We start from the raw sequence: 19,194 nt of genomic DNA, 5'->3' as shown, positions 1-19,194 counted from the left end.
GGCTAGGATATGCAATCAAAAACGCTAGATAACAAATCGAAGTATTTGTTGATGGTAGAGGATACCGCTTCGGTAGCAGCTTTATATCGCTCGTATCTTACACCGCTCGAAATTGATATCAACATTGTCGGCACTGGCCGCGATGCAATCGAGAGTTTGAATCATCGAATCCCAGACCTTATTTTATTAGATCTACGTCTGCCTGATATGACGGGTATGGACGTGCTATTTGCTGTAAAACAAAAGTACCCTGAAGTTCCGGTTATCTTCATGACGGCTCACGGCTCTATCGATACCGCCGTAGAAGCGATGCGTCATGGTTCTCAAGATTTCCTTATCAAACCGTGTGAAGCCGACCGACTCCGTATTACGGTGAACAACGCGATCCGCAAAGCCACCAAGCTTAAAAACAGCTCGGAACACCCGGGAAACCAAAATTACCAAGGCTTTATCGGCAGCAGCCAAACCATGCAGCAGGTTTACCGAACTATCGACTCTGCCGCATCGAGCAAAGCCAGTATTTTCATCACGGGTGAGAGTGGTACGGGTAAAGAGGTATGTGCAGAAGCTATTCATGCGGCGAGCAAGCGTGGTGACAAGCCTTTCATCGCAATTAACTGTGCGGCTATCCCTAAAGATCTGATTGAAAGTGAGCTGTTTGGTCACGTTAAAGGCGCCTTTACCGGTGCTGCAACTGATCGTCAAGGTGCCGCTGAACTCGCTGATGGCGGAACACTGTTCCTTGATGAATTGTGCGAGATGGACTTAGAGCTGCAAACTAAGCTGCTGCGCTTTATCCAAACCGGTACTTTTCAAAAAGTTGGCTCTTCGAAGATGAAGAGTGTCGATGTTCGTTTCGTATGTGCAACCAACCGTGACCCTTGGAAAGAAGTACAAGAAGGTCGCTTTAGAGAAGATTTATACTATCGTTTATACGTGATTCCATTGCACCTGCCGCCATTGCGCGAGCGCGGTGAAGATGTCATCGAGATTGCGTACTCGTTACTAGGCTACATGTCGGTTGAGGAAGGTAAGGCGTTTGTGCGTTTTGCTCAGGAAGTGCTTGATCGCTTTAATCAATATGAGTGGCCGGGTAACGTTCGTCAGTTACAAAACGTATTACGGAACGTGGTGGTATTGAATAACGGCAAAGAGATTACTCTCAACATGCTTCCACCACCATTGAACCAACCGATTGAAAACAGCCTGCGCTTGAAAGAGAAGCAGAACGAAGACATCACGGTAAAAGATATTTTCCCATTGTGGATCACTGAGAAGACGGCTATCGAACAGGCCATAAAAGCGTGTGACGGCAACATTCCCCGCGCGGCCGGTTTCTTAGATGTCAGTCCATCGACGATATACCGTAAGTTGCAAACGTGGAATGCGAAGCAGTAATCACCAAACAATAAGAAAATCATAATGACGAAAGTATTAAATCAGCAAAAAGTTGATGAACTTGCCGGTGAAATAGGGCAAGAGAATGTACCAGTTTTGCTGGAAATCTTCTTAGGTGAGTTGAAAGGCTATTACGAACATCTAGAGATAAATAAAGCATCGGATACATCTAAGTACTTGGCTGATATAAGCCATGCACTTAAGAGTAGCGCTGCGAGTTTTGGCGCAGATTCTTTGTGTAGTTTTGCGATTAGCTTAGACGCAAAAGTGAAGCAAGCATTGCCTGTAACCGAGATTGATTTCCAAGATATGCAAGAGCTACTGTTATCAACGTACACTGAATATCAGCAGTTGATGACGGATCTCTAAAGCGGCTAGTTATTAAAGAGACTAAAAAAGGAGCATGATGCTCCTTTCTTGTTTTTACTGGTCTATGTCGTCTAGCCTAAGCTACAAGCATTAAGCTAGTTGATCCCTAATCGCTTGTTGGAGTTTTAAACGGTCGTGTCGCCAATCTCGGTTAGGAGAGGCAAGATCAGTGGTCACACAATTCCATTGCCCTTCTAATTCAGGGTGTGGTTCATTGCCTAGTACAATGTCTATCTTTCTTGCCTTACAGGTACGTTCACACCACTCCAATTGTTCTTGAAGCGTCATTTTTCCTGCAGGGCCGTGTTCTGGCGAAAGGTTTTCAACAAAGATAACTTTTGCCTTGGTATTTTCCGCGATTGCTTTGCCAATTTCTGGCAGTAGCAGCGGGGGCATCACACTGGTTAAAAAGCTTCCTGGTCCAAGAACAATGCAGTCTGCTTGCTCAACTGCAGCAACAGCTTCTTTGGTTGCCGGTACTTCTGGAGATAAGTCCATCATGCGCAGCTTTTCTGTCATGTCATCAACGTTAGTTTCGCCAGTTACCCAACGACCGTCCATTGATAGAGCCGTTAGATCAGAAGGGTGCTCGGTCATTGGGACGATATTGACATCGACCTTGAGCATATTTCGAATTAGGTTAATTGCTTCCAATGGGCGAACGGAAAGGTTGTCTAACGCCGTTAGCATTAGGTTACCTAAGTTGTGACCATCGAGTTCACCTTGACCGCGAAAGCGATATTCAAACATCATCGAACTGATCGAAGGTTCTGTGATTAATTGGTTGATACAGTTACGAGTATCTCCCCAAGCAATACCACCTTGGCAGTCTCGAATTCTTCCGGTGGAACCACCATTATCTGTCGTTGCAACAATGCCAGTTGCGTTGTTACCAAAGTCTTTTAATGCAGCTAGCATGCGACCTAAGCCATGGCCCCCACCGATTGCTACGACTTTCTTTGAAGAGTAAATATTCATTTTTTGTTCTTGTTAGATTATTACCAACTATAATTTAGGTTAAATGCTTCTCGTCAGATACTCAACAAGAGTTATTTTGAGGGTTTGATACGTTTTTTTTGCCGATGTGACCCGTTTTTTGTCATCAGAGCTAGATTCACGTACAAATATTAAGTATTTTATTACTCAGCTACTGCGCGTGTGAATATAACGTGCAGTTGCCATAACTCCGAGCTCTCGCATGCTAAGTCGCACAGTGGTATTTGCTGTACCGATACGCATCAAGAGCCAGTGACATGTTGTCACAAGGGCTTAATTGGAAATGATTATGCCTCCCGTGTTTGGAAAGGTGTTCCGTGGCGCAACAATTCGAAGATAGATTCCATCGCAAGTTTTATTACTTGCGCTTGTCGGTTACAGACGTCTGTAACTTTAAATGTACTTACTGCTTGCCAGATGGTTATAAACCGTCAGGGCAAAAAAACTCGTCTTTTTTAAGTATTCCCGAGATCAAACGTATTGTTAAAGCGTTTGCAGATTGTGGTACCTCTAAGATCCGCATTACTGGCGGAGAGCCGAGCCTGCGTAAAGACTTTCCTGAAATCATACATACTGTTGCTTCTACTCCAGGCATCGAAAAAGTAGCCACGACAACGAATGGCTACCGCATGGAGAAACAAGTAGGGCAATGGCGTGATGCTGGTTTAACCCATATAAACGTGAGCGTGGATAGCTTAGATTCGCGCATGTTCCATCAGATCACTGGTGAGAATAAGTTTACAGAGGTTATGCGAGGCATTGATAAAGCGTTTGAGGTTGGCTTTGAACAAGTCAAAGTCAACGTCGTATTAATGAAAGACCTCAATAGTCAGGAATTACCAGCCTTCCTTAATTGGATCAAAGACAAACCTATTCAATTACGTTTTATCGAGCTGATGAAAACCGGCGAGATGGACGAGTTGTTCGATAAACACCATGTGTCTGGCGTTGCGATCCGTAACCAGCTTATTGCTAATGGTTGGCTGTTAAAAGTCAAAGCCGTTAATGATGGCCCCGCGCAAGTGTTTGTCCACCCAGACTACAAGGGTGAAATTGGTTTGATCATGCCTTACGAGAAAGACTTTTGTGAAAGTTGTAACCGACTGCGTGTTTCTGCGACCGGTAAACTTCACCTATGTCTGTTTGGCGACCACGGTGTTGAACTGAGAGATCTGATTCAAGAAGATCAGCAAGAGCAAGAGCTCATTGATCGAATTCAGGCTCAGCTTCAAACCAAGTCCGTTAGCCACTTCTTGCATGATGGCAACAGCGGCATGACTCCAAACTTGGCGTCAATCGGCGGTTAACCCGCTATATACTCTAAAGCATTTTATCGCTCAGCTTCTTTAAGCTGGGCGAATAAGTCTAATCATTGAAAAATTTTAAATAGGTGAACAAATGGGTCACGCAGAAAGCAAATTTCAAGCAGCAAACATTGCAGTACTAACCGTTTCAGATACTCGTACAGAAGAAAACGATACGTCAGGTGGTTACCTAGCGGAGCATGCTAAAGAAGCTGGCCACAATGTGGTTGATAAGCAAATCGTTATCGATGACATGTATAAGATCCGCGCTATCGTATCTCAGTGGATTGCTGATGACAGCGTACAAGCTATCATGATCACTGGCGGTACAGGCTTTACATCTCGTGACAGTACACCTGAAGCACTTAAGCCACTCTTCGACAAAGAAGTAGAAGGCTTTGGCGAGCTATTCCGTCAAGTGTCTTACGAAGAAATTGGTACTTCTACGATTCAATCTCGTGCGATTGCTGGTTTTGCTAACCATACGGTTATCTTTGCTATGCCTGGTTCTACAGGTGCATGCCGCACAGGTTGGACTAAGATCATCAAGCAACAGATGGATGCTAGCCACCGTCCTTGTAACTTCATGCCACATCTTTCTGTATAAGGTGGTTTGAGTATGAGCCAATTTACACACATTAACGCGTCTGGCGAAGCAAACATGGTCGATGTATCGGCTAAAGCAGAGACAGTACGTGAAGCGAGAGCAGAAGCTCTTGTTCAAATGTCAGCAGAAACGCTAGAACTGATTGTTTCTGGCAGCCACCATAAAGGTGATGTTTTCGCAACGGCACGTATTGCTGGTATTCAAGCAGCTAAGAAGACGTGGGACTTGATTCCACTGTGTCACCCTTTGCTACTGACTAAAGTAGAAGTACAACTTGAAGCCATTGAGTCTGAAAACAAGGTTCGAATCGAATCGGTATGTAAGCTTGCTGGTAAGACCGGCGTAGAAATGGAAGCGCTAACGGCCGCTTCTGTTGCCGCGCTAACGATTTACGATATGTGTAAAGCTGTTCAGAAAGACATTGTTATCGAGAACGTACGCCTGTTAGAGAAGACGGGTGGTAAATCAGGTCACTTCAAGGTGGAATCATGATTACGGTACTTTTCTTTGCACAAACTCGTGAGCTTGTCGGTGTTGATAGCCTAGAGATCGATGCGCAATACAATACTATTGAAGCGATTCGCAGCCACCTTGTAACAAAAGAAGGCAAATGGGATATCGCATTGGAAGAGGGCAAGCTGCTGGCAGCACTCAACCAATCAATCGTACCTTTGACGACTGAAGTGAAAGACGGCGACGAAGTGGCTTTCTTCCCACCAGTTACTGGAGGTTAACCATGAATGACTCTCGAGTTATTGATCCAAGAGTATTAGTGACTGCTGAAGACTTTTCTGTGGGTGGCGAATACGATTATCTAGCTCAAGGTACGGCTGCGGGAGCGGTTGTGACGTTTGTTGGTAAAGTTCGCGACATGAACCTTGGTGACAATGTGATAGGTTTGTCTCTAGAGCATTATCCGGGTATGACAGAGAAGTCTCTGAGTGAGATCTGTGATCAAGCTGAAGCGCGCTGGCCTATCCAGAAGATGCGAGTAATTCACCGCGTTGGTGACCTAGATATCGGTGACCAGATTGTTTACGTTGGTGTATCCAGTGCACATCGTGGCGCTGCCTTCGAAGCGTGTGAGTTTGTTATGGACTTTCTGAAAACCAAAGCGCCGTTTTGGAAAAAAGAACGTACTACTGAGGCGACTCGTTGGGTTGACTCTCGAGACTCCGACGCGAAAGCAGCGGAGCGTTGGAAGAAGTAATCCACTCCATAGCGTGTTTCGATCTTAACGTGAAAGCGTATTTCAGGTTGGGACGTAGATAGTAAGAAAGCCGACATTTGACGTCGGCTTTTTTGTGCGTGCTACAAAATGATTTATAAATAAAAGGGTCTTTAATAAATGGCTAAGCAGTCAAGTTGCATATGAATTCAACGCGTGATTTAGTCTGTCTTGGTGCATTTCCAAATCCGTTTTGGTGCAGTGCTTTATGCTGTTTTGTATAAAGTGATAATCCTCACAAATAGTGCAGTCTATTTAGGGGATATGTGATGTGCAATTAGATTTCATGTGGCATTAATGTTAATTTGCCGACAGTGTTCTAGCATAAGATGCTAAATAAAAGTATCAATTCAGATACATCAACACTAAAGGCTGTTTTTTAATTAATTCCTATGTGTAATTAACTATTCATTAGGTTTTTATTAGAGATTTACACTGTGACCTTGAGTAATTCGGAGAATTATCCGATTTTTTGCGACTTGTTTATGGCAAATTACTTCAATGGTTGATAGTGTGTGCCTCAATCTTTGTAAGGTTTTAGATTTTTATGCTTGAATTTTGAGCTAAATAAATCTAAATCACTGCCGTTCAGTGAACTTAGCAAAGAAGTCATGGATGCAATACGTAAAACTTGGAGTTTATTAAATGTACAAGAATAAAATCACTCAGGCCCTTCTTCTAGGTGCTGGTTTGGCAGTGGCTGCCACTTCTACTCTTTCTATCGCTGCTGAAGTTCCAGCAGGCACAGAACTAGCAAAAGTTCAGGAACTTGTTCGCGGTAATGGTACTGAAGTTGCGACTATCGACCCACACAAATCTCAAGGTGTACCAGAATCTCACGTAATTCGTGATCTTCTAGAAGGTCTAGTGAACCAAGATGGCGAAGGTAATACAATCCCAGGTGTAGCCGAAAGCTGGGAAACGACGGACAACAAAACATTCACTTTCCACCTACGTAAAGATGCAAAATGGTCTAACGGCGATCCTGTAACAGCTGAAGATTTCGTTTACAGCTGGCAACGTGCAGTCGATCCTGCCACTGCTTCTCCATATGCTTGGTACATGGAATATACCAAGATGGTGAATGCGAAAGACATCGTAGCGGGTAAGAAAGACAAGAGTGAGCTAGGTGTTAAAGCTGTAGATGCAAACACGCTTGTTGTTGAACTAGATACAGCGGTACCATATTTCGTAATGATGATGGGCCACACAACAATGAAGCCAGTACATCAGGCGACTGTTGAAAAATTCGGTGACCAATGGACTAAGCCTGACCACTTCGTTGGTAACGGTGCATTCTCTGTTGATAAATGGGTTGTGAACGAGCGTTTAGTTCTAAAGCGTAACGACCAATACTGGAATAACGATAAGACGGTTCTTAATAAAGTAACGTTCCTACCAATCGAAAACCAAGTTGCGGAAATGAACCGTTTCCTATCTGGTGAAATCGACTTTACAAACGAACTTCCAACTGAGCACTTCAAGCGCCTTAAGAAAGAGTATGCGGAAGATGTATCTGTAGCGGGTAACCTATGTACTTACTACTACATCTTTAACACTAAGAAAGCACCATTTGATGATGTTCGTGTACGTAAGGCTATCTCTTACGCAATTGACCGTAATATCGTAAGTGACGCAATCCTAGCACAAGGACAAAAACCAGCTTACTTCCTAACGCCTGAAATCACAGCTGGCTTTAACCCTGAACTTCCTGCTTACGGCAAGATGTCTCAAAAAGAACGTAATGAAGAAGCTGCACGCCTTCTTGAAGAAGCGGGTTACGGCAAAGACAACCCACTAAACTTCAACCTACTTTACAACACGTCTGAAAACCATAAGAAGATTGCTGTAGCGCTGGGTTCTATGTGGAAGAAAACACTGGGTCTTAAAGTAACGCTTGAAAACCAAGAGTGGAAAACTTACCTATCTTCTAAAGATTCTGGTGATTTCGAAGTAGCACGTGCTGGTTGGTGTGGTGACTACAATGAAGCGTCGTCATTCCTAACGCTAATGAAGAGTAACAACACTACCGGTGGTGTTCACTACGATAGTGCTGAGTACGACCAAATCATTGATAAAGCACTTAACTCTACATCAGCAGAAGAGCGTGAAGCACTTTACCTAGAAGCTGAGGCGTTAATGGCTAAAGACATGCCTATCGCACCTATCTACCAATACGTGAAATCACGTCTACTAAATCCGCACGTTGGTGGTTTCCCTATCAACAACGCGGAAGATAAGATCTTCTCGAAAGACTTATACATCAAAGCTCAATAATAAGCTTCGATTCTAAAAAGTTAATATAACTATAACGATACAGACACTACATGCGCAGAGCGCGCATGTAGCGTCTTTCTAATTTTAATTGTCACAGACTGAAAGAGTGAGTTTATGCTTAAATTCATTATGAAAAGGATATTTGAAGCGATTCCAACCATGTTGGTGTTGATCACTATATCTTTCTTTCTCATGCGTTTCGCTCCGGGTAACCCGTTTTCAAGCGAACGTCCATTACCGCCAGAAGTTATGGCTAACATCGAAGCTAAATACGGCTTAGATAAACCTGTATTTGAACAGTACACCACGTACTTGACCAACATCCTTCAGGGTGACTTTGGTCCATCTTTTAAATACCAAGATTATACAGTAAATGAGCTGATTGCTGTTGCGCTTCCAGTATCTGCGAAGGTAGGTTTTGTTGCCTTTATCTTCACATTATTGATGGGGGTAACGGTCGGAACCATTGCCGCCTTGAAGCACAACACCTGGATCGACTACACCATAATGTCGACCGCCATGCTCGGGGTGGTGATGCCATCCTTCGTGTTGGCTCCAGCGCTTATCTACCTATTCTCTCTACACTGGCATATATTTCCAGCAGGTGGTTGGCACGGTGGTACGTACATGTACATCGTCCTACCCGTTATCGCGATGTCTCTTTTATACGTAGCAACATTTGCTCGTATCACTCGCGGTAGCATGATTGAAACCCTAAACAGTAACTTTATCCGTACAGCTCGTGCTAAAGGTCTAAGTTACCGTTATATCGTTCTTAAACATGCGCTTAAGCCAGCAATGCTACCTGTTGTTTCATACATGGGGCCTGCGTTTGTAGGTATCATTACAGGTTCAGTTGTTGTTGAAACCATCTTCGGTCTACCGGGTATTGGTAAGCTGTTTGTTAATGCCGCGTTTAACCGTGATTATTCGTTAGTAATGGGTGTAACCATTTTGATTGGTTTCCTATTCATCTTGTTCAACGCAATCGTTGATATTTTACTAGCGCTTATTGACCCGAAAATTCGCTACTAGCAGGGACGCATGGTTATGTTGAAGAAAAAAGAAAACTTAGAAGCGATCGAAAAATTCTCTGAGAGTTTGGAAATTGAAGGTCGTAGCTTGTGGCAGGATGCACGTATTCGTTTTATGCGCAACAAAGCCGCAATGATCAGTCTGTTCATTCTAATTGTTATGGTGCTATCGGTAATCTTCTTACCTATGTTGGCACAGCATGCTTACGATGATACTGACTGGTACGCAATGCACGTAGGCCCAAGTGCTGATCACTGGTTTGGTACCGACAGTTTAGGTCGTGACCTATATGTTCGTACGATGATTGGTGGCCGTATTTCTCTTATGGTTGGTGTGATGGGCGCATTCGTAGCCGTACTGATAGGTACGCTTTACGGTGCGGCTTCAGGTTTCATTGGCGGTCGTACTGACCGAGTGATGATGCGTATCCTTGAGATCTTATACGCGGTTCCTTTCATGTTCCTCGTGATCGTACTGGTGACATTCTTTGGTCGTAATATCGTACTTATCTTCGTTGCTATCGGTGCGATTGCTTGGCTCGATATGGCGCGTATTGTACGTGGCCAAACGTTGAGTTTACGTAGTAAAGAGTTCATTGAGGCTGCTCACGTATGTGGTGTCAGTAAATGGAAGATCATTACACGTCATATCGTACCGAACGTATTGGGTATTGTTGCGGTTTACTCAACGCTACTTATTCCAAGCATGATCCTTACTGAATCATTCTTATCTTTCCTTGGTCTTGGTGTTCAAGAGCCTATGACAAGTTGGGGCGCGCTGTTACAAGAAGGCTCGCAAACAATGGAAGTTGCTATTTGGCAACTGGCATTCCCAGCGGCATTCATGGTAGTTACGCTGTTCTGCTTTAACTACGTAGGTGATGGTCTGCGCGACGCGCTTGATCCAAAAGACAGATAAAGAAATAGCAATTAAAAGCTATAAAAGATTAAGGAAGCAATAATGAGCTTATTAGATGTCAAAGATCTGCGCGTCGAATTTACCACGCAAGATGGTATCGTAACCGCAGTAAACGACCTGAACTTCTCACTCAATCAAGGCGAAACGCTGGGTATTGTTGGTGAGTCGGGTTCGGGTAAATCTCAAACGGTATTTGCACTGATGGGACTGCTGGCTAAGAACGGCATCATCTCAGGCAGTGCAAAGTTTGAAGGTAATGAGATTCTCAATCTACCTGAGAAAGCACTGAACAAAGTTCGTGCTGAACAGATCGCGATGATCTTCCAAGATCCAATGACGTCACTGAATCCTTACATGAAAGTATGTGATCAGTTGATGGAAGTGCTTATGCTGCATAAAGGCATGGGCAAAGCGGAAGCGTTCGAAGAATCAGTACGCATGCTGGAAGCGGTGAAAATCCCTGAGGCACGTAAACGTATTACCATGTATCCACACGAATTTTCTGGCGGTATGCGTCAACGTGTGATGATTGCAATGGCTTTGCTATGTCGTCCAAAACTACTGATTGCTGATGAACCAACAACGGCGTTGGATGTGACCATTCAAGCGCAAATCATGGAATTGCTGAACGAGCTTAAAGATGAGTTCAATACAGCAATCATCATGATCACCCATGATTTGGGTGTAGTTGCCGGGTCTTGTGACAAAGTTCTAGTGATGTACGCTGGCCGTACCATGGAATACGGCACAGTAGATGAAATCTTCTATGAGCCAAGCCACCCTTATGCGGAAGGCCTGCTTAAAGCAATTCCTCGTTTGGATACCGAAGGTGAAATTCTGCCAACGATTCCAGGTAACCCGCCCAACTTACTTCGCCTACCAACCGGTTGTCCTTACCAAGACCGTTGTCACCGTGTAATGGACCGTTGTAAGCAAGAAGCACCAATTTTGCAACCATTTGCGAAAGATCGCCAGCGTGCTTGTTTTTCTGATTGGGAGACTTGGACAAAATGAGTAAAGAATTACTATTAGATATTAAAAACCTTAAGGTTCACTTTAGCATTGCGGCTAAGTCTGCTTGGCCTTGGGCGAAACCATCAAACCTTAAAGCGGTTGATGGTGTTGATGTTCACCTTTACGAAGGTGAGACTCTGGGTGTAGTAGGTGAGTCTGGCTGTGGTAAATCAACATTTGCCCGCGCAATTATTGGTTTAGTTGAGGCAACTGAAGGCGAAGTGATGTGGTTAGGTCAAGACCTGACTAAGATGCAGGAAGTGAAGCGTCGTGAGACTCGTAAAGAGATTCAGATGATCTTCCAAGACCCGCTAGCATCACTTAACCCACGTATGTCAGTTGGAGACATTATTGCTGAGCCTCTACAAACTTTCTATCCAGAGCTTTCTAAACAGGAAGTGAAGGACAGAGTTAAAGAGATGATGGCAAAGGTTGGTCTACTACCCAACGTAATCAACCGTTACCCACATGAATTTTCTGGTGGTCAGTGTCAACGTATTGGTATCGCACGTGCACTTATCTTGAAACCTAAGATGATCATCTGTGACGAGCCGGTTTCTGCTCTGGATGTATCTATCCAAGCTCAAGTAGTTAACCTTCTTATGGAACTACAGAAAGAGTTGGGTTTGTCTTTGGTATTCATCGCGCACGATTTGTCGGTTGTGAAACACATCTCTGACCGTGTATTGGTGATGTACTTAGGTAATGCTGTTGAGCTAGGTGAGTCAGATGCCTTGTTCTCAGATCCTAAACACCCATATACCAAAGCATTGATGTCTGCAGTTCCGATTCCAGACCCACGCTTAGAGCGCAGCAAAACGATTCAGATGCTGGAGGGTGATCTCCCATCACCAATTAATCCACCATCGGGTTGTGTGTTCCGTACTCGTTGCCCTGAAGCAACCGAGGCCTGCGCGCAAACCAAGCCAACTATTCAAGGCGATGACGTACACGCAGTATCTTGCTTGCACGTACAAGTCTAGAACCCATTTAAAACGGTTCAGCCTGTGACAGGCTTAAGCGCAACTTTTTTATGAGTTGCGCTTTTTTTGTGCCCAAAATTCTCATGAATAACCTTCTTCAAATAATTCGAACAACTAAGCCAACTTCTTCTAGTTTTGAAAAATTAGGTTTTTCTTATACTAATACCAATCGTAGTAAATAACTGCTCATCCTAGCTTGTTAAAACGCTTGATAACGGCGTTAGAATTTTTGATTGTAGAATAACTACTAACAGAAAAATTCTGCCTTGTTCTCAAGCCTTTTCTCTGCGCTATTTCTGAACATTTACTTACTGTGATTGGTATATAAAATTTTGGATGACAGAGGTTTGGATATGGGCAAGTTAGTTGAAGGTGTTTGGCACGATGTGTGGTACGACACCAAAGAAAGCGGTGGTAAGTTTGTTCGTGAAGATGCGGGCTTTCGTAGTTGGATCGAAAACAAAGCCGGCGCGCAGTTTGAACCAGAAAGTGGCCGTTACCATCTATACGTATCGTTAGCTTGTCCTTGGGCGCACCGAACTCTTATCTTCCGAGAGCTGAAAGACTTAACCGATCATATTGACGTGACAGTGGTTTGCCCAGATATGATGAACGAAGGCTGGCAAATGGGGTTGCCTGAACCTCTGTTTGGTCATACTCGTATGCACCAAATCTACACTCAAGCCAAACCTGACTACTCAGGCCGAGTAACGGTTCCTGTGCTTTGGGACAAGAAAACCAACACCATCGTGAGTAACGAATCCTCTGAAATTATCCGCATGTTCAACTCAGAATTTAATGAGCTAACAGGCAATACGGATGATTACTATCCGTGGGAGTTGTCCCAGAAGATTGATGAGTGGAATGACTACATCTATCCAAGCATCAATAACGGCGTTTATCGTACTGGCTTTGCAACCACACAAGAAGCTTATGAAGAAGCGTATGACACGTTGTTTGAGGCGTTAGATAAAGTAGATGCACATCTTAGTGAACATCGTTATCTAGCGGGTAATGACATCACAGAAGCAGATTGGAGATTGTTTACCACTCTGGTTAGATTCGATGCGGTGTATGTTGGTCACTTTAAGTGTAACAAGCAGCGAATTTCAGACTACGTCCATATTCAGGGCTACTTAAAAGAGCTGTACCAGATCGAAGGCATTAAAGAGACGACCGATTTCTATCACATCAAACGTCACTACTACTACAGCCACACAGGTATCAATCCAACCCAAGTTGTGCCGAAAGGACCAACGCTAGATTTAGAATCAGCCCACGGGCGAGGTTAGATTAATCTTAAGATCATCAAATAACCTTAAGCATTAGACATAAAAAAACCCTAGATAAGAATCTAGGGTTTTTGCTTTCTACAAAAGAAAAATTAGTTAATCACTTTTTCTTCAGCTTGAGCTGCTTGGTCTGCTTGGATAGCCGTTAGAGCTACAGTGTAAACGATATCGTCTACTAGAGCGCCACGAGACAAATCATTAACTGGCTTGCGCATACCTTGAAGCATTGGACCGATAGACACTAGGTCTGCTGAACGCTGTACAGCTTTGTAAGTCGTGTTACCCGTGTTTAGGTCTGGGAATACGAATACTGTCGCTTTACCTGCAACTGGAGAGTTAGGCGCTTTAGAAGCGGCTACGTTTTCCATGATTGCTGCGTCGTACTGAAGAGGACCGTCGATCACAAGATCAGGACGTTTCGCTTGAGCAAGTTTGGTTGCTTCACGTACTTTATCTACGTCTGCACCTTTACCAGATTCACCAGTAGAGTAAGAGATCATAGCAACGCGTGGGTCGATACCAAATGCCGCAGCAGAATCTGCAGATTGGATAGCGATTTCAGCAAGCTGCTCAGCTGTTGGATCTGGGTTGATCGCACAGTCACCGTATACAAGAACTTGATCAGGCAGAAGCATGAAGAAGATTGAAGATACGATAGAAGCATCAGGTGCTGTCTTGATGATCTGGAACGGAGGAACGATTGTGTTCGCCGTTGTGTGAACAGCACCAGAAACTAGGCCGTCAACTTCACCAGCTTCAAGCATCATAGTGCCTAGGAATACTGAATCTTCTAGCTTCTCACGAGCTACAACTTCAGTCATACCTTTAGCGCCACGAAGTTCTACTAGACGAGCTACGTAGTTTTCGCGAACAGATGCAGAATCGATGATCTCAACGCCAGCGCCTAGTTCAACACCTTGTTGTGCAGCAACGCGACGGATTTCGTCTGGGTTACCAAGAAGCACACAAGTTGCAATACCGCGCTCAGCACAGATAGAAGCTGCTTTAACAGTACGTGGCTCATCACCTTCAGGAAGAACGATACGCTTAGCCGCTTTACGAGCAAATTCAGTTAACTGGTAACGGAATGCTGGTGGGCTTAGACGACGGATGCCTTGAGTACCTTCAGATAGAGAATCAATCCAAGGGCCATCGATGTGGCTAGCAACGTGATCGTTAACGAACTCGATACGCTCTTTATCGTCTGCAGGTACTTCTAGGTTGAAGCTCTGTAGGTTAAGAGACGTCTGCCAAGTGTTACCTTGAGCCTTGAAGATCGGTAGACCTGAAGCGAATGCTGGTGCACAAAGGTTAGCAATGCTTTCTGGAATGTCGTAACCGCCAGTCAGTAGGATTGCGCCAATTTCAACACCGTTTTTCGCAGCAAGAGCCGCAGCAACGATAACGTCAGGACGGTCTGCAGAAGTTACTAGCAGTGAACCTGGCTTGAAGTGCTCAATCATGTGAGGTAGAGAGCGTGCACAGAAAGTGATGCTCTTAATACGACGAGTTGAGATTTCACCTTCATTAACGATTTCAGCGTTAAGGTGTTTAGCCATATCAACCGCACGAGTTGCGATTAAGTCGATGCTCCATGGCACACAGCCAAGAACACGGATAGGGCTAGAGTTGAAGATTTGCATTACTTCAAGGTTCGCTTGTTGAGCGCTATCTGCATCATCGAAGATTTCAGAAAGGTCAGGGCGAGTACGGCCAGCTTCATCAACAGGTGCATTCAGTTTGTTAATAATAACGCCTGAGATGTTCTTGTTTTTAGTGCCGCCGAAGTTAGAACATGCTACTTCGATGTGCTCTTTAAGCTGAATAGGGTTGTACGTACCTGGAGTCGCAACGAATACGATCTCTGCGCCTAGTGTTTTAGCGATTTCCGCGTTCACTTGGTTAGCAAATGGGTGCTTACGAGTAGGTACTAGACCTTCGATAAGCGTTACTTCTGCATCTTTGTTGATCTTGTTGTATTGCTCAACAACAGACTCTAGAAGCTCGTCCATTTTTTCGCTACCGATCAAAGCTTCAGCTTTAGTCATTGCGATTGGCTCACCAATCTTAATGTCGCTGTTTGCGCTGATGATAGTAGACGTTAAATCAGGTTGGTTACCACCGCTGCGAGGTTGAGCGATTGGCTTGTAGAAAGAAACACTTACGCCCTTACGCTCCATAGCGCGAAGAACACCCATGCTAACACTAGTAAGACCAACACCAGCGCTTGTAGGGATAAGCATAATAGTACGGGACATTGACGAACACCTTTGACTATTGGAAATAAAAAAGCTCAACTGCTATTCCCACCGATATTTAAATTGGGGTAGGAATAGAAGTTGAGCCCCATTTTCTTGATATGAAAAACTGACTAGCTTCGAGTGAAGCTAGTCAGGAAAATCAATTAAAGACCTGCTAGTTTCGCAGTGTCTTCAGCAATTACTAGCTCTTCATTAGTAGAGATAACCATTGCAGGGATACGGCTGTTAGCTGTAGTGATAGTACCTTCGCCGCCGAAACGTGCTTTAAGGTTAGCTTCGCTGTCAACTTCGATGCCGAAGATGCCTAGGCGGTTAAGAACCATTTCACGGATTGGGCCAGAGTTCTCGCCGATGCCGCCAGTGAAAGTGATTGCGTCTAGACGACCTTCTAGAGTTGCAGTGTAACCAGCAACGTACTTAGCTAGACGGTGACAGAACACGTCCATTGCACGAGTTGCTTCTTCTTTCTCACCGTAGTTGTCTTCAACGAAACGACAGTCAGAAGTCACTTCAGTTAGACCAGCAAGACCAGATTCTTTAGTTAGCATGTTGTTGATTTCTTCAACAGAGTAACCAAGAGCGTCGTGTAGGTGGAAGATGATCGCAGGATCTAGGTCACCACAACGAGTACCCATTACTAGACCTTCAAGAGGAGTAAGACCCATAGAAGTATCTACAGATTGACCGTTCTTGATAGCACATACAGATGCGCCGTTACCTAGGTGACAGTTGATGATGTTAACTTCTTCAACTGGCTTGTTTAGTAAACCAGCAACTTCACGAGTAATGAACAGGTGAGAAGTACCGTGCATGCCGTAACGACGGATGCCGTGCTCTTTGTACAGGTTGTACGGTAGAGCGTATAGGTAAGACTCAGAAGGCATTGTTTGGTGGAACGCAGTGTCAAATACAGCAACGTTTTGTAGACCAGGGAAGTTCTGTTGAGCCGCTTCGATACCGATAAGGTGAGCTGGGTTATGAAGAGGTGCGAAAGTCGCAGCGTCTTGAATACCCTTAAGAACTTCATCAGTGATAAGTGCAGAAGAAGTGAACTGCTCGCCACCGTGTACGATACGGTGACCGATAGCGCCAAGGTTAGCTTTAAGCTCAGGCTTAGAAGCAAGAATAGTTTCTACCATGAAAGATAGTGCTTCTACGTGAGCTGCGCCCGCGCCTAGTTGTGCTTCGTGCTTGCCATCAAGTTTCCACTTCATACGAGCTTCTGGAAGACCAAGACACTCAGCAAGACCAGTTAGGTGCTCAGCACCTGTTTCTGCATCAACAACAGCAAATTTAAGAGAAGAACTACCACAGTTTAAAACTAAAACTAGCTTAGACATTAATGACTACCTGTTTATTTTTCTGATCGAAATCAGTTAAGGATGAAAATTAATCTCAAGAATAGTCGAAGCACATAGGCTTGCGTACTAACCTTGGTCAAAAAAACGTTAATTTCCGTATTAAAGTGAAAGCGCACTTTTTCAGAAAAAGAGGCTTTTGCATTCCTTGCAGAAGTCGTCCCAAAGTTGCTTAAATTGTAAATAAGGGCAACAATGAGATTGAGGTCTGCAAATAATAGCGATATTGTGCAAATATAACAAAAAAATTTGAAAGAATATTATTTTTCGTCAAATTTTTGTGTTTTTAGTTGATGATTTCAACTTTTTTTTAATGGGAGACTCATATGAGTAATAGAGTTGGTTTAGCGAGCAGTTTAAAAGATGGCCAAAAGTACATGGATCTCTGGCCTGTTCGAAAAGAGTTAAACGCTATCTTCCCTGAACAGCGCATCATTAAAGCCACTCGTTTTGGTGTGAAAGTGATGCCAGCGATAGCTGCTATTAGTATTCTTACACAAATGGTCTTCAACAATTATCATGCGATGCCGCAAGCTGTGGTTATGGCGTTGTTTGCGATCAGCTTGCCACTTCAAGGCATGTGGTGGTTAGGTAACCGTTCGAACACTCAATTACCGCCAGCATTGGTTTCGTGGTATCGAGAGTTGCACGAGAAGATCAGCGAAACAGGTTTTGCATTGGAACCAATGAAACCACGCCCTCGTTACAAAGAGTTGGCGATCATTTTAAATCGCGCATTTCGTCAGCTAGACAAATCTTCAATGGAACGTTGGTTTTAAAAGGTCGTCCTATATCTCCCTCTAGTCTGAGAACAGTCATACATCATCGATAGCTCGTTCTCAGATTTGCTCCTCTCTTCTAATCGCTTCACTTGCCCTTTATTCACTTAGTCTTTATTCATTTAGCTTTGCCTTTATTTGCCGTGCTTATTTTGTATTCATTGAGTTTCTTACCTTTTAAATCAAACAACCCCGCTTATCCCCACATAATTCGAACCTTGTTGTATTTTTGTTAAATATCACTTCAAGTTATCAATAGTTACTGGTAATAATGTCAATAGTGATTTTTGATGTTGTTCTCTTCGATCGAGTAATAACGAGTAGAGCTTGATTTGGGGAGCGATAATGAGTTCTGTAAGAAAGGTATTGGCAGCGGTTTTAAGCTGTTTGCTGTTGCTATGGACTGGCAATGTAGTGGCGAACGTCGCCAAAGTGTCGGTTTCACAAGTTGTCGACCATCCAGATTTGAATGCGACACGCTTAGGACTCATCGAAGGGTTAAGAGTTAAAGGCTATGAAGCGGGTAAAAATTTAGAGTTCTCTTATGAAATGGCTAATGGCAGTCCGGCGCAAGCCGCAAAAATTGCCAGAGAGTTAGTCAGCGAAAACCCCCACGTATTAGTGGGTATCGCGACACCGACTTCGCAAGCTTTGGTTTCTGCGACTCGCTCAATACCGATTGTATTTACCGCGGTTACGGACCCTATTGGTGCAAGGCTTGTTAAGCAATTGGATAAACCGGGACGAAATGTCACGGGCCTTTCTGACTTATCACCTATTTCCCAGCACGTATCTCTGATTAAAGAGCTCCTTCCTCAGGCAAGCTCAATTGGGGTTGTTTATAATCCGGCAGAAGCAAATGCCGTCGCGTTAGTTGGGCTCTTAAAGAAGTCGGCACGAGACTTTGGTTTTACTCTGCACACTGAAAAAGCGCTAACCATCGATGATGTAGAATCAAAAACCGAATCCATTGCCAAGAAGTCTGATGTTATTTACGCACTGACAGATAACACTGTTGCAAGTGGTATAGAAGGGCTTATAGAAGCTGCGAACAGGACTGGAACGCCAGTGGTTGCCGGAGCGACGTCTTACGTGGGTAAGGGGGCGATAGCTGGCTTAGGTCTAGATTACTATGACGTTGGGGTGCAAACCGCCGATTATGTGGCTGCTATTCTGAACGGACAAAAACCGGGTAAGCTGAGTGTTAAAACTGCACAGAGTTCGCAACTGGTTGTGAATTTGGATGCTGCTCGTGAGCTTGGTGTCACATTGCCTCAGTCTGTGATTGAGCGTGCGATAGTTAGCCGTTGAACAACATTAGGTTTCAATTGACGGACTATCTATAAGTTACTTTGTTAACAGTGCTCTAATATAT

The 19,194-nt window shown here is 44.1% G+C and carries 18 protein-coding genes and 1 riboswitch; of the genes, 15 read left to right on the top strand and 3 right to left on the bottom strand.

All coding sequences use genetic code 11. The features are described 5' to 3' along the window. The first annotated feature begins 9 nt into the window (after positions 1-9). Both luxO and luxU read left to right on the top strand, forming a co-directional pair. The gene (luxO, locus tag DUN60_RS09340) at positions 10-1,398 is read left to right on the top strand and encodes a quorum-sensing sigma-54 dependent transcriptional regulator LuxO (protein ID WP_004734031.1); all 1,389 of its coding nucleotides are present in this window, start codon (positions 10-12) and stop codon (positions 1,396-1,398) included. Positions 1,399-1,422: 24 nt separating this feature from the next. After that, complete coding sequence (gene luxU / locus DUN60_RS09335; protein WP_017063462.1) at positions 1,423-1,767, top strand: quorum-sensing phosphorelay protein LuxU; 345 nt, start codon at positions 1,423-1,425, stop codon at positions 1,765-1,767. 90 nt (positions 1,768-1,857) lie between these two features. Here the strand turns inward: luxU and DUN60_RS09330 are convergent, their stop codons facing one another. Then, the gene (locus DUN60_RS09330; RefSeq protein ID WP_017063463.1) at positions 1,858-2,745 is read right to left on the bottom strand and encodes a YvcK family protein; all 888 of its coding nucleotides are present in this window, start codon (positions 2,743-2,745) and stop codon (positions 1,858-1,860) included. Positions 2,746-2,939: 194 nt separating this feature from the next. Further along, a riboswitch (molybdenum cofactor riboswitch) is annotated at positions 2,940-3,092 on the top strand. Here DUN60_RS09330 and moaA point away from each other — a divergent pair. The 11 genes from moaA (at position 3,081) to DUN60_RS09275 (ending at position 13,421) form a co-directional block, all read left to right on the top strand. After that, positions 3,081-4,070 carry a GTP 3',8-cyclase MoaA gene (gene moaA / locus DUN60_RS09325; protein ID WP_114633821.1) on the top strand — a complete coding sequence of 330 codons (990 nt, stop codon included), beginning with the start codon at positions 3,081-3,083 and terminating at the stop codon, positions 4,068-4,070. Its footprint overlaps the riboswitch before it by 12 nt. A gap of 91 nt (positions 4,071-4,161) precedes the next feature. Then, complete coding sequence (gene moaB, locus DUN60_RS09320) at positions 4,162-4,674, top strand: molybdenum cofactor biosynthesis protein B (protein WP_010437177.1); 513 nt, start codon at positions 4,162-4,164, stop codon at positions 4,672-4,674. Positions 4,675-4,686: 12 nt separating this feature from the next. After that, on the top strand, positions 4,687-5,166 hold the full coding sequence (gene moaC, locus DUN60_RS09315) for a cyclic pyranopterin monophosphate synthase MoaC (protein WP_114633820.1): 480 nt from the start codon (positions 4,687-4,689) through the stop codon (positions 5,164-5,166). Beyond that, positions 5,163-5,408: a molybdopterin synthase sulfur carrier subunit gene (moaD, locus tag DUN60_RS09310; RefSeq protein ID WP_017107315.1), complete on the top strand. Its 246-nt coding sequence runs from the start codon at positions 5,163-5,165 to the stop codon at positions 5,406-5,408. Before moaC ends, moaD begins: the two co-directional genes overlap by 4 nt. Positions 5,409-5,410: 2 nt before the next feature. Next, positions 5,411-5,884, top strand: a complete 474-nt coding sequence (gene moaE, locus DUN60_RS09305) for a molybdopterin synthase catalytic subunit MoaE (RefSeq protein ID WP_004734024.1) — start codon at positions 5,411-5,413, stop codon at positions 5,882-5,884. Between the two features lie 663 nt (positions 5,885-6,547). After that, a complete protein-coding gene (locus tag DUN60_RS09300) occupies positions 6,548-8,179 on the top strand; it encodes an ABC transporter substrate-binding protein (RefSeq protein WP_065204943.1) in 1,632 nt (543 codons plus the stop codon). Positions 8,180-8,293: 114 nt separating this feature from the next. Further along, positions 8,294-9,214, top strand: a complete 921-nt coding sequence (gene oppB, locus DUN60_RS09295) for an oligopeptide ABC transporter permease OppB (protein WP_004734022.1) — start codon at positions 8,294-8,296, stop codon at positions 9,212-9,214. 15 nt (positions 9,215-9,229) lie between these two features. After that, positions 9,230-10,132 carry an oligopeptide ABC transporter permease OppC gene (gene oppC / locus DUN60_RS09290; RefSeq protein ID WP_054547243.1) on the top strand — a complete coding sequence of 301 codons (903 nt, stop codon included), beginning with the start codon at positions 9,230-9,232 and terminating at the stop codon, positions 10,130-10,132. A 42-nt stretch (positions 10,133-10,174) separates the two neighbouring features. Beyond that, a complete protein-coding gene (gene oppD / locus DUN60_RS09285) occupies positions 10,175-11,146 on the top strand; it encodes an ABC transporter ATP-binding protein (protein ID WP_017078105.1) in 972 nt (323 codons plus the stop codon). Then, positions 11,143-12,129: a murein tripeptide/oligopeptide ABC transporter ATP binding protein OppF gene (gene oppF, locus DUN60_RS09280; RefSeq protein WP_004734019.1), complete on the top strand. Its 987-nt coding sequence runs from the start codon at positions 11,143-11,145 to the stop codon at positions 12,127-12,129. The genes oppD and oppF overlap by 4 nt, the downstream gene beginning before the upstream one ends. 353 nt (positions 12,130-12,482) lie before the next feature. Continuing rightward, on the top strand, positions 12,483-13,421 hold the full coding sequence (locus DUN60_RS09275) for a glutathione S-transferase family protein (RefSeq protein ID WP_114633819.1): 939 nt from the start codon (positions 12,483-12,485) through the stop codon (positions 13,419-13,421). Between the two features lie 92 nt (positions 13,422-13,513). On the opposite strand, the gene pta is transcribed toward DUN60_RS09275, so the two are convergent. After that, positions 13,514-15,679 (bottom strand): phosphate acetyltransferase, encoded by a 2,166-nt coding sequence (gene pta / locus DUN60_RS09270; protein ID WP_017088569.1) that lies wholly within the window; start codon positions 15,677-15,679, stop codon positions 13,514-13,516. 146 nt (positions 15,680-15,825) lie between these two features. Next, positions 15,826-17,022: an acetate kinase gene (locus tag DUN60_RS09265; RefSeq protein WP_004734016.1), complete on the bottom strand. Its 1,197-nt coding sequence runs from the start codon at positions 17,020-17,022 to the stop codon at positions 15,826-15,828. Between the two features lie 344 nt (positions 17,023-17,366). Here DUN60_RS09265 and yfbV point away from each other — a divergent pair, with 344 nt between their 5' ends. Together yfbV and DUN60_RS09255 are read left to right on the top strand one after the other, a co-directional pair. Continuing rightward, positions 17,367-17,819 carry a terminus macrodomain insulation protein YfbV gene (yfbV, locus tag DUN60_RS09260; RefSeq protein ID WP_017084030.1) on the top strand — a complete coding sequence of 151 codons (453 nt, stop codon included), beginning with the start codon at positions 17,367-17,369 and terminating at the stop codon, positions 17,817-17,819. 345 nt (positions 17,820-18,164) lie between these two features. Continuing rightward, positions 18,165-19,130: an ABC transporter substrate-binding protein gene (locus DUN60_RS09255; RefSeq protein ID WP_054547245.1), complete on the top strand. Its 966-nt coding sequence runs from the start codon at positions 18,165-18,167 to the stop codon at positions 19,128-19,130. Positions 19,131-19,194: the final 64 nt, after the last annotated feature.

Source organism: Vibrio splendidus, assembly GCF_003345295.1.
In the GTDB taxonomy this organism is placed as follows: Bacteria; Pseudomonadota; Gammaproteobacteria; order Enterobacterales; family Vibrionaceae; genus Vibrio; species Vibrio splendidus_K.
This window is presented reverse-complemented; position numbering and strand designations above follow the sequence as displayed.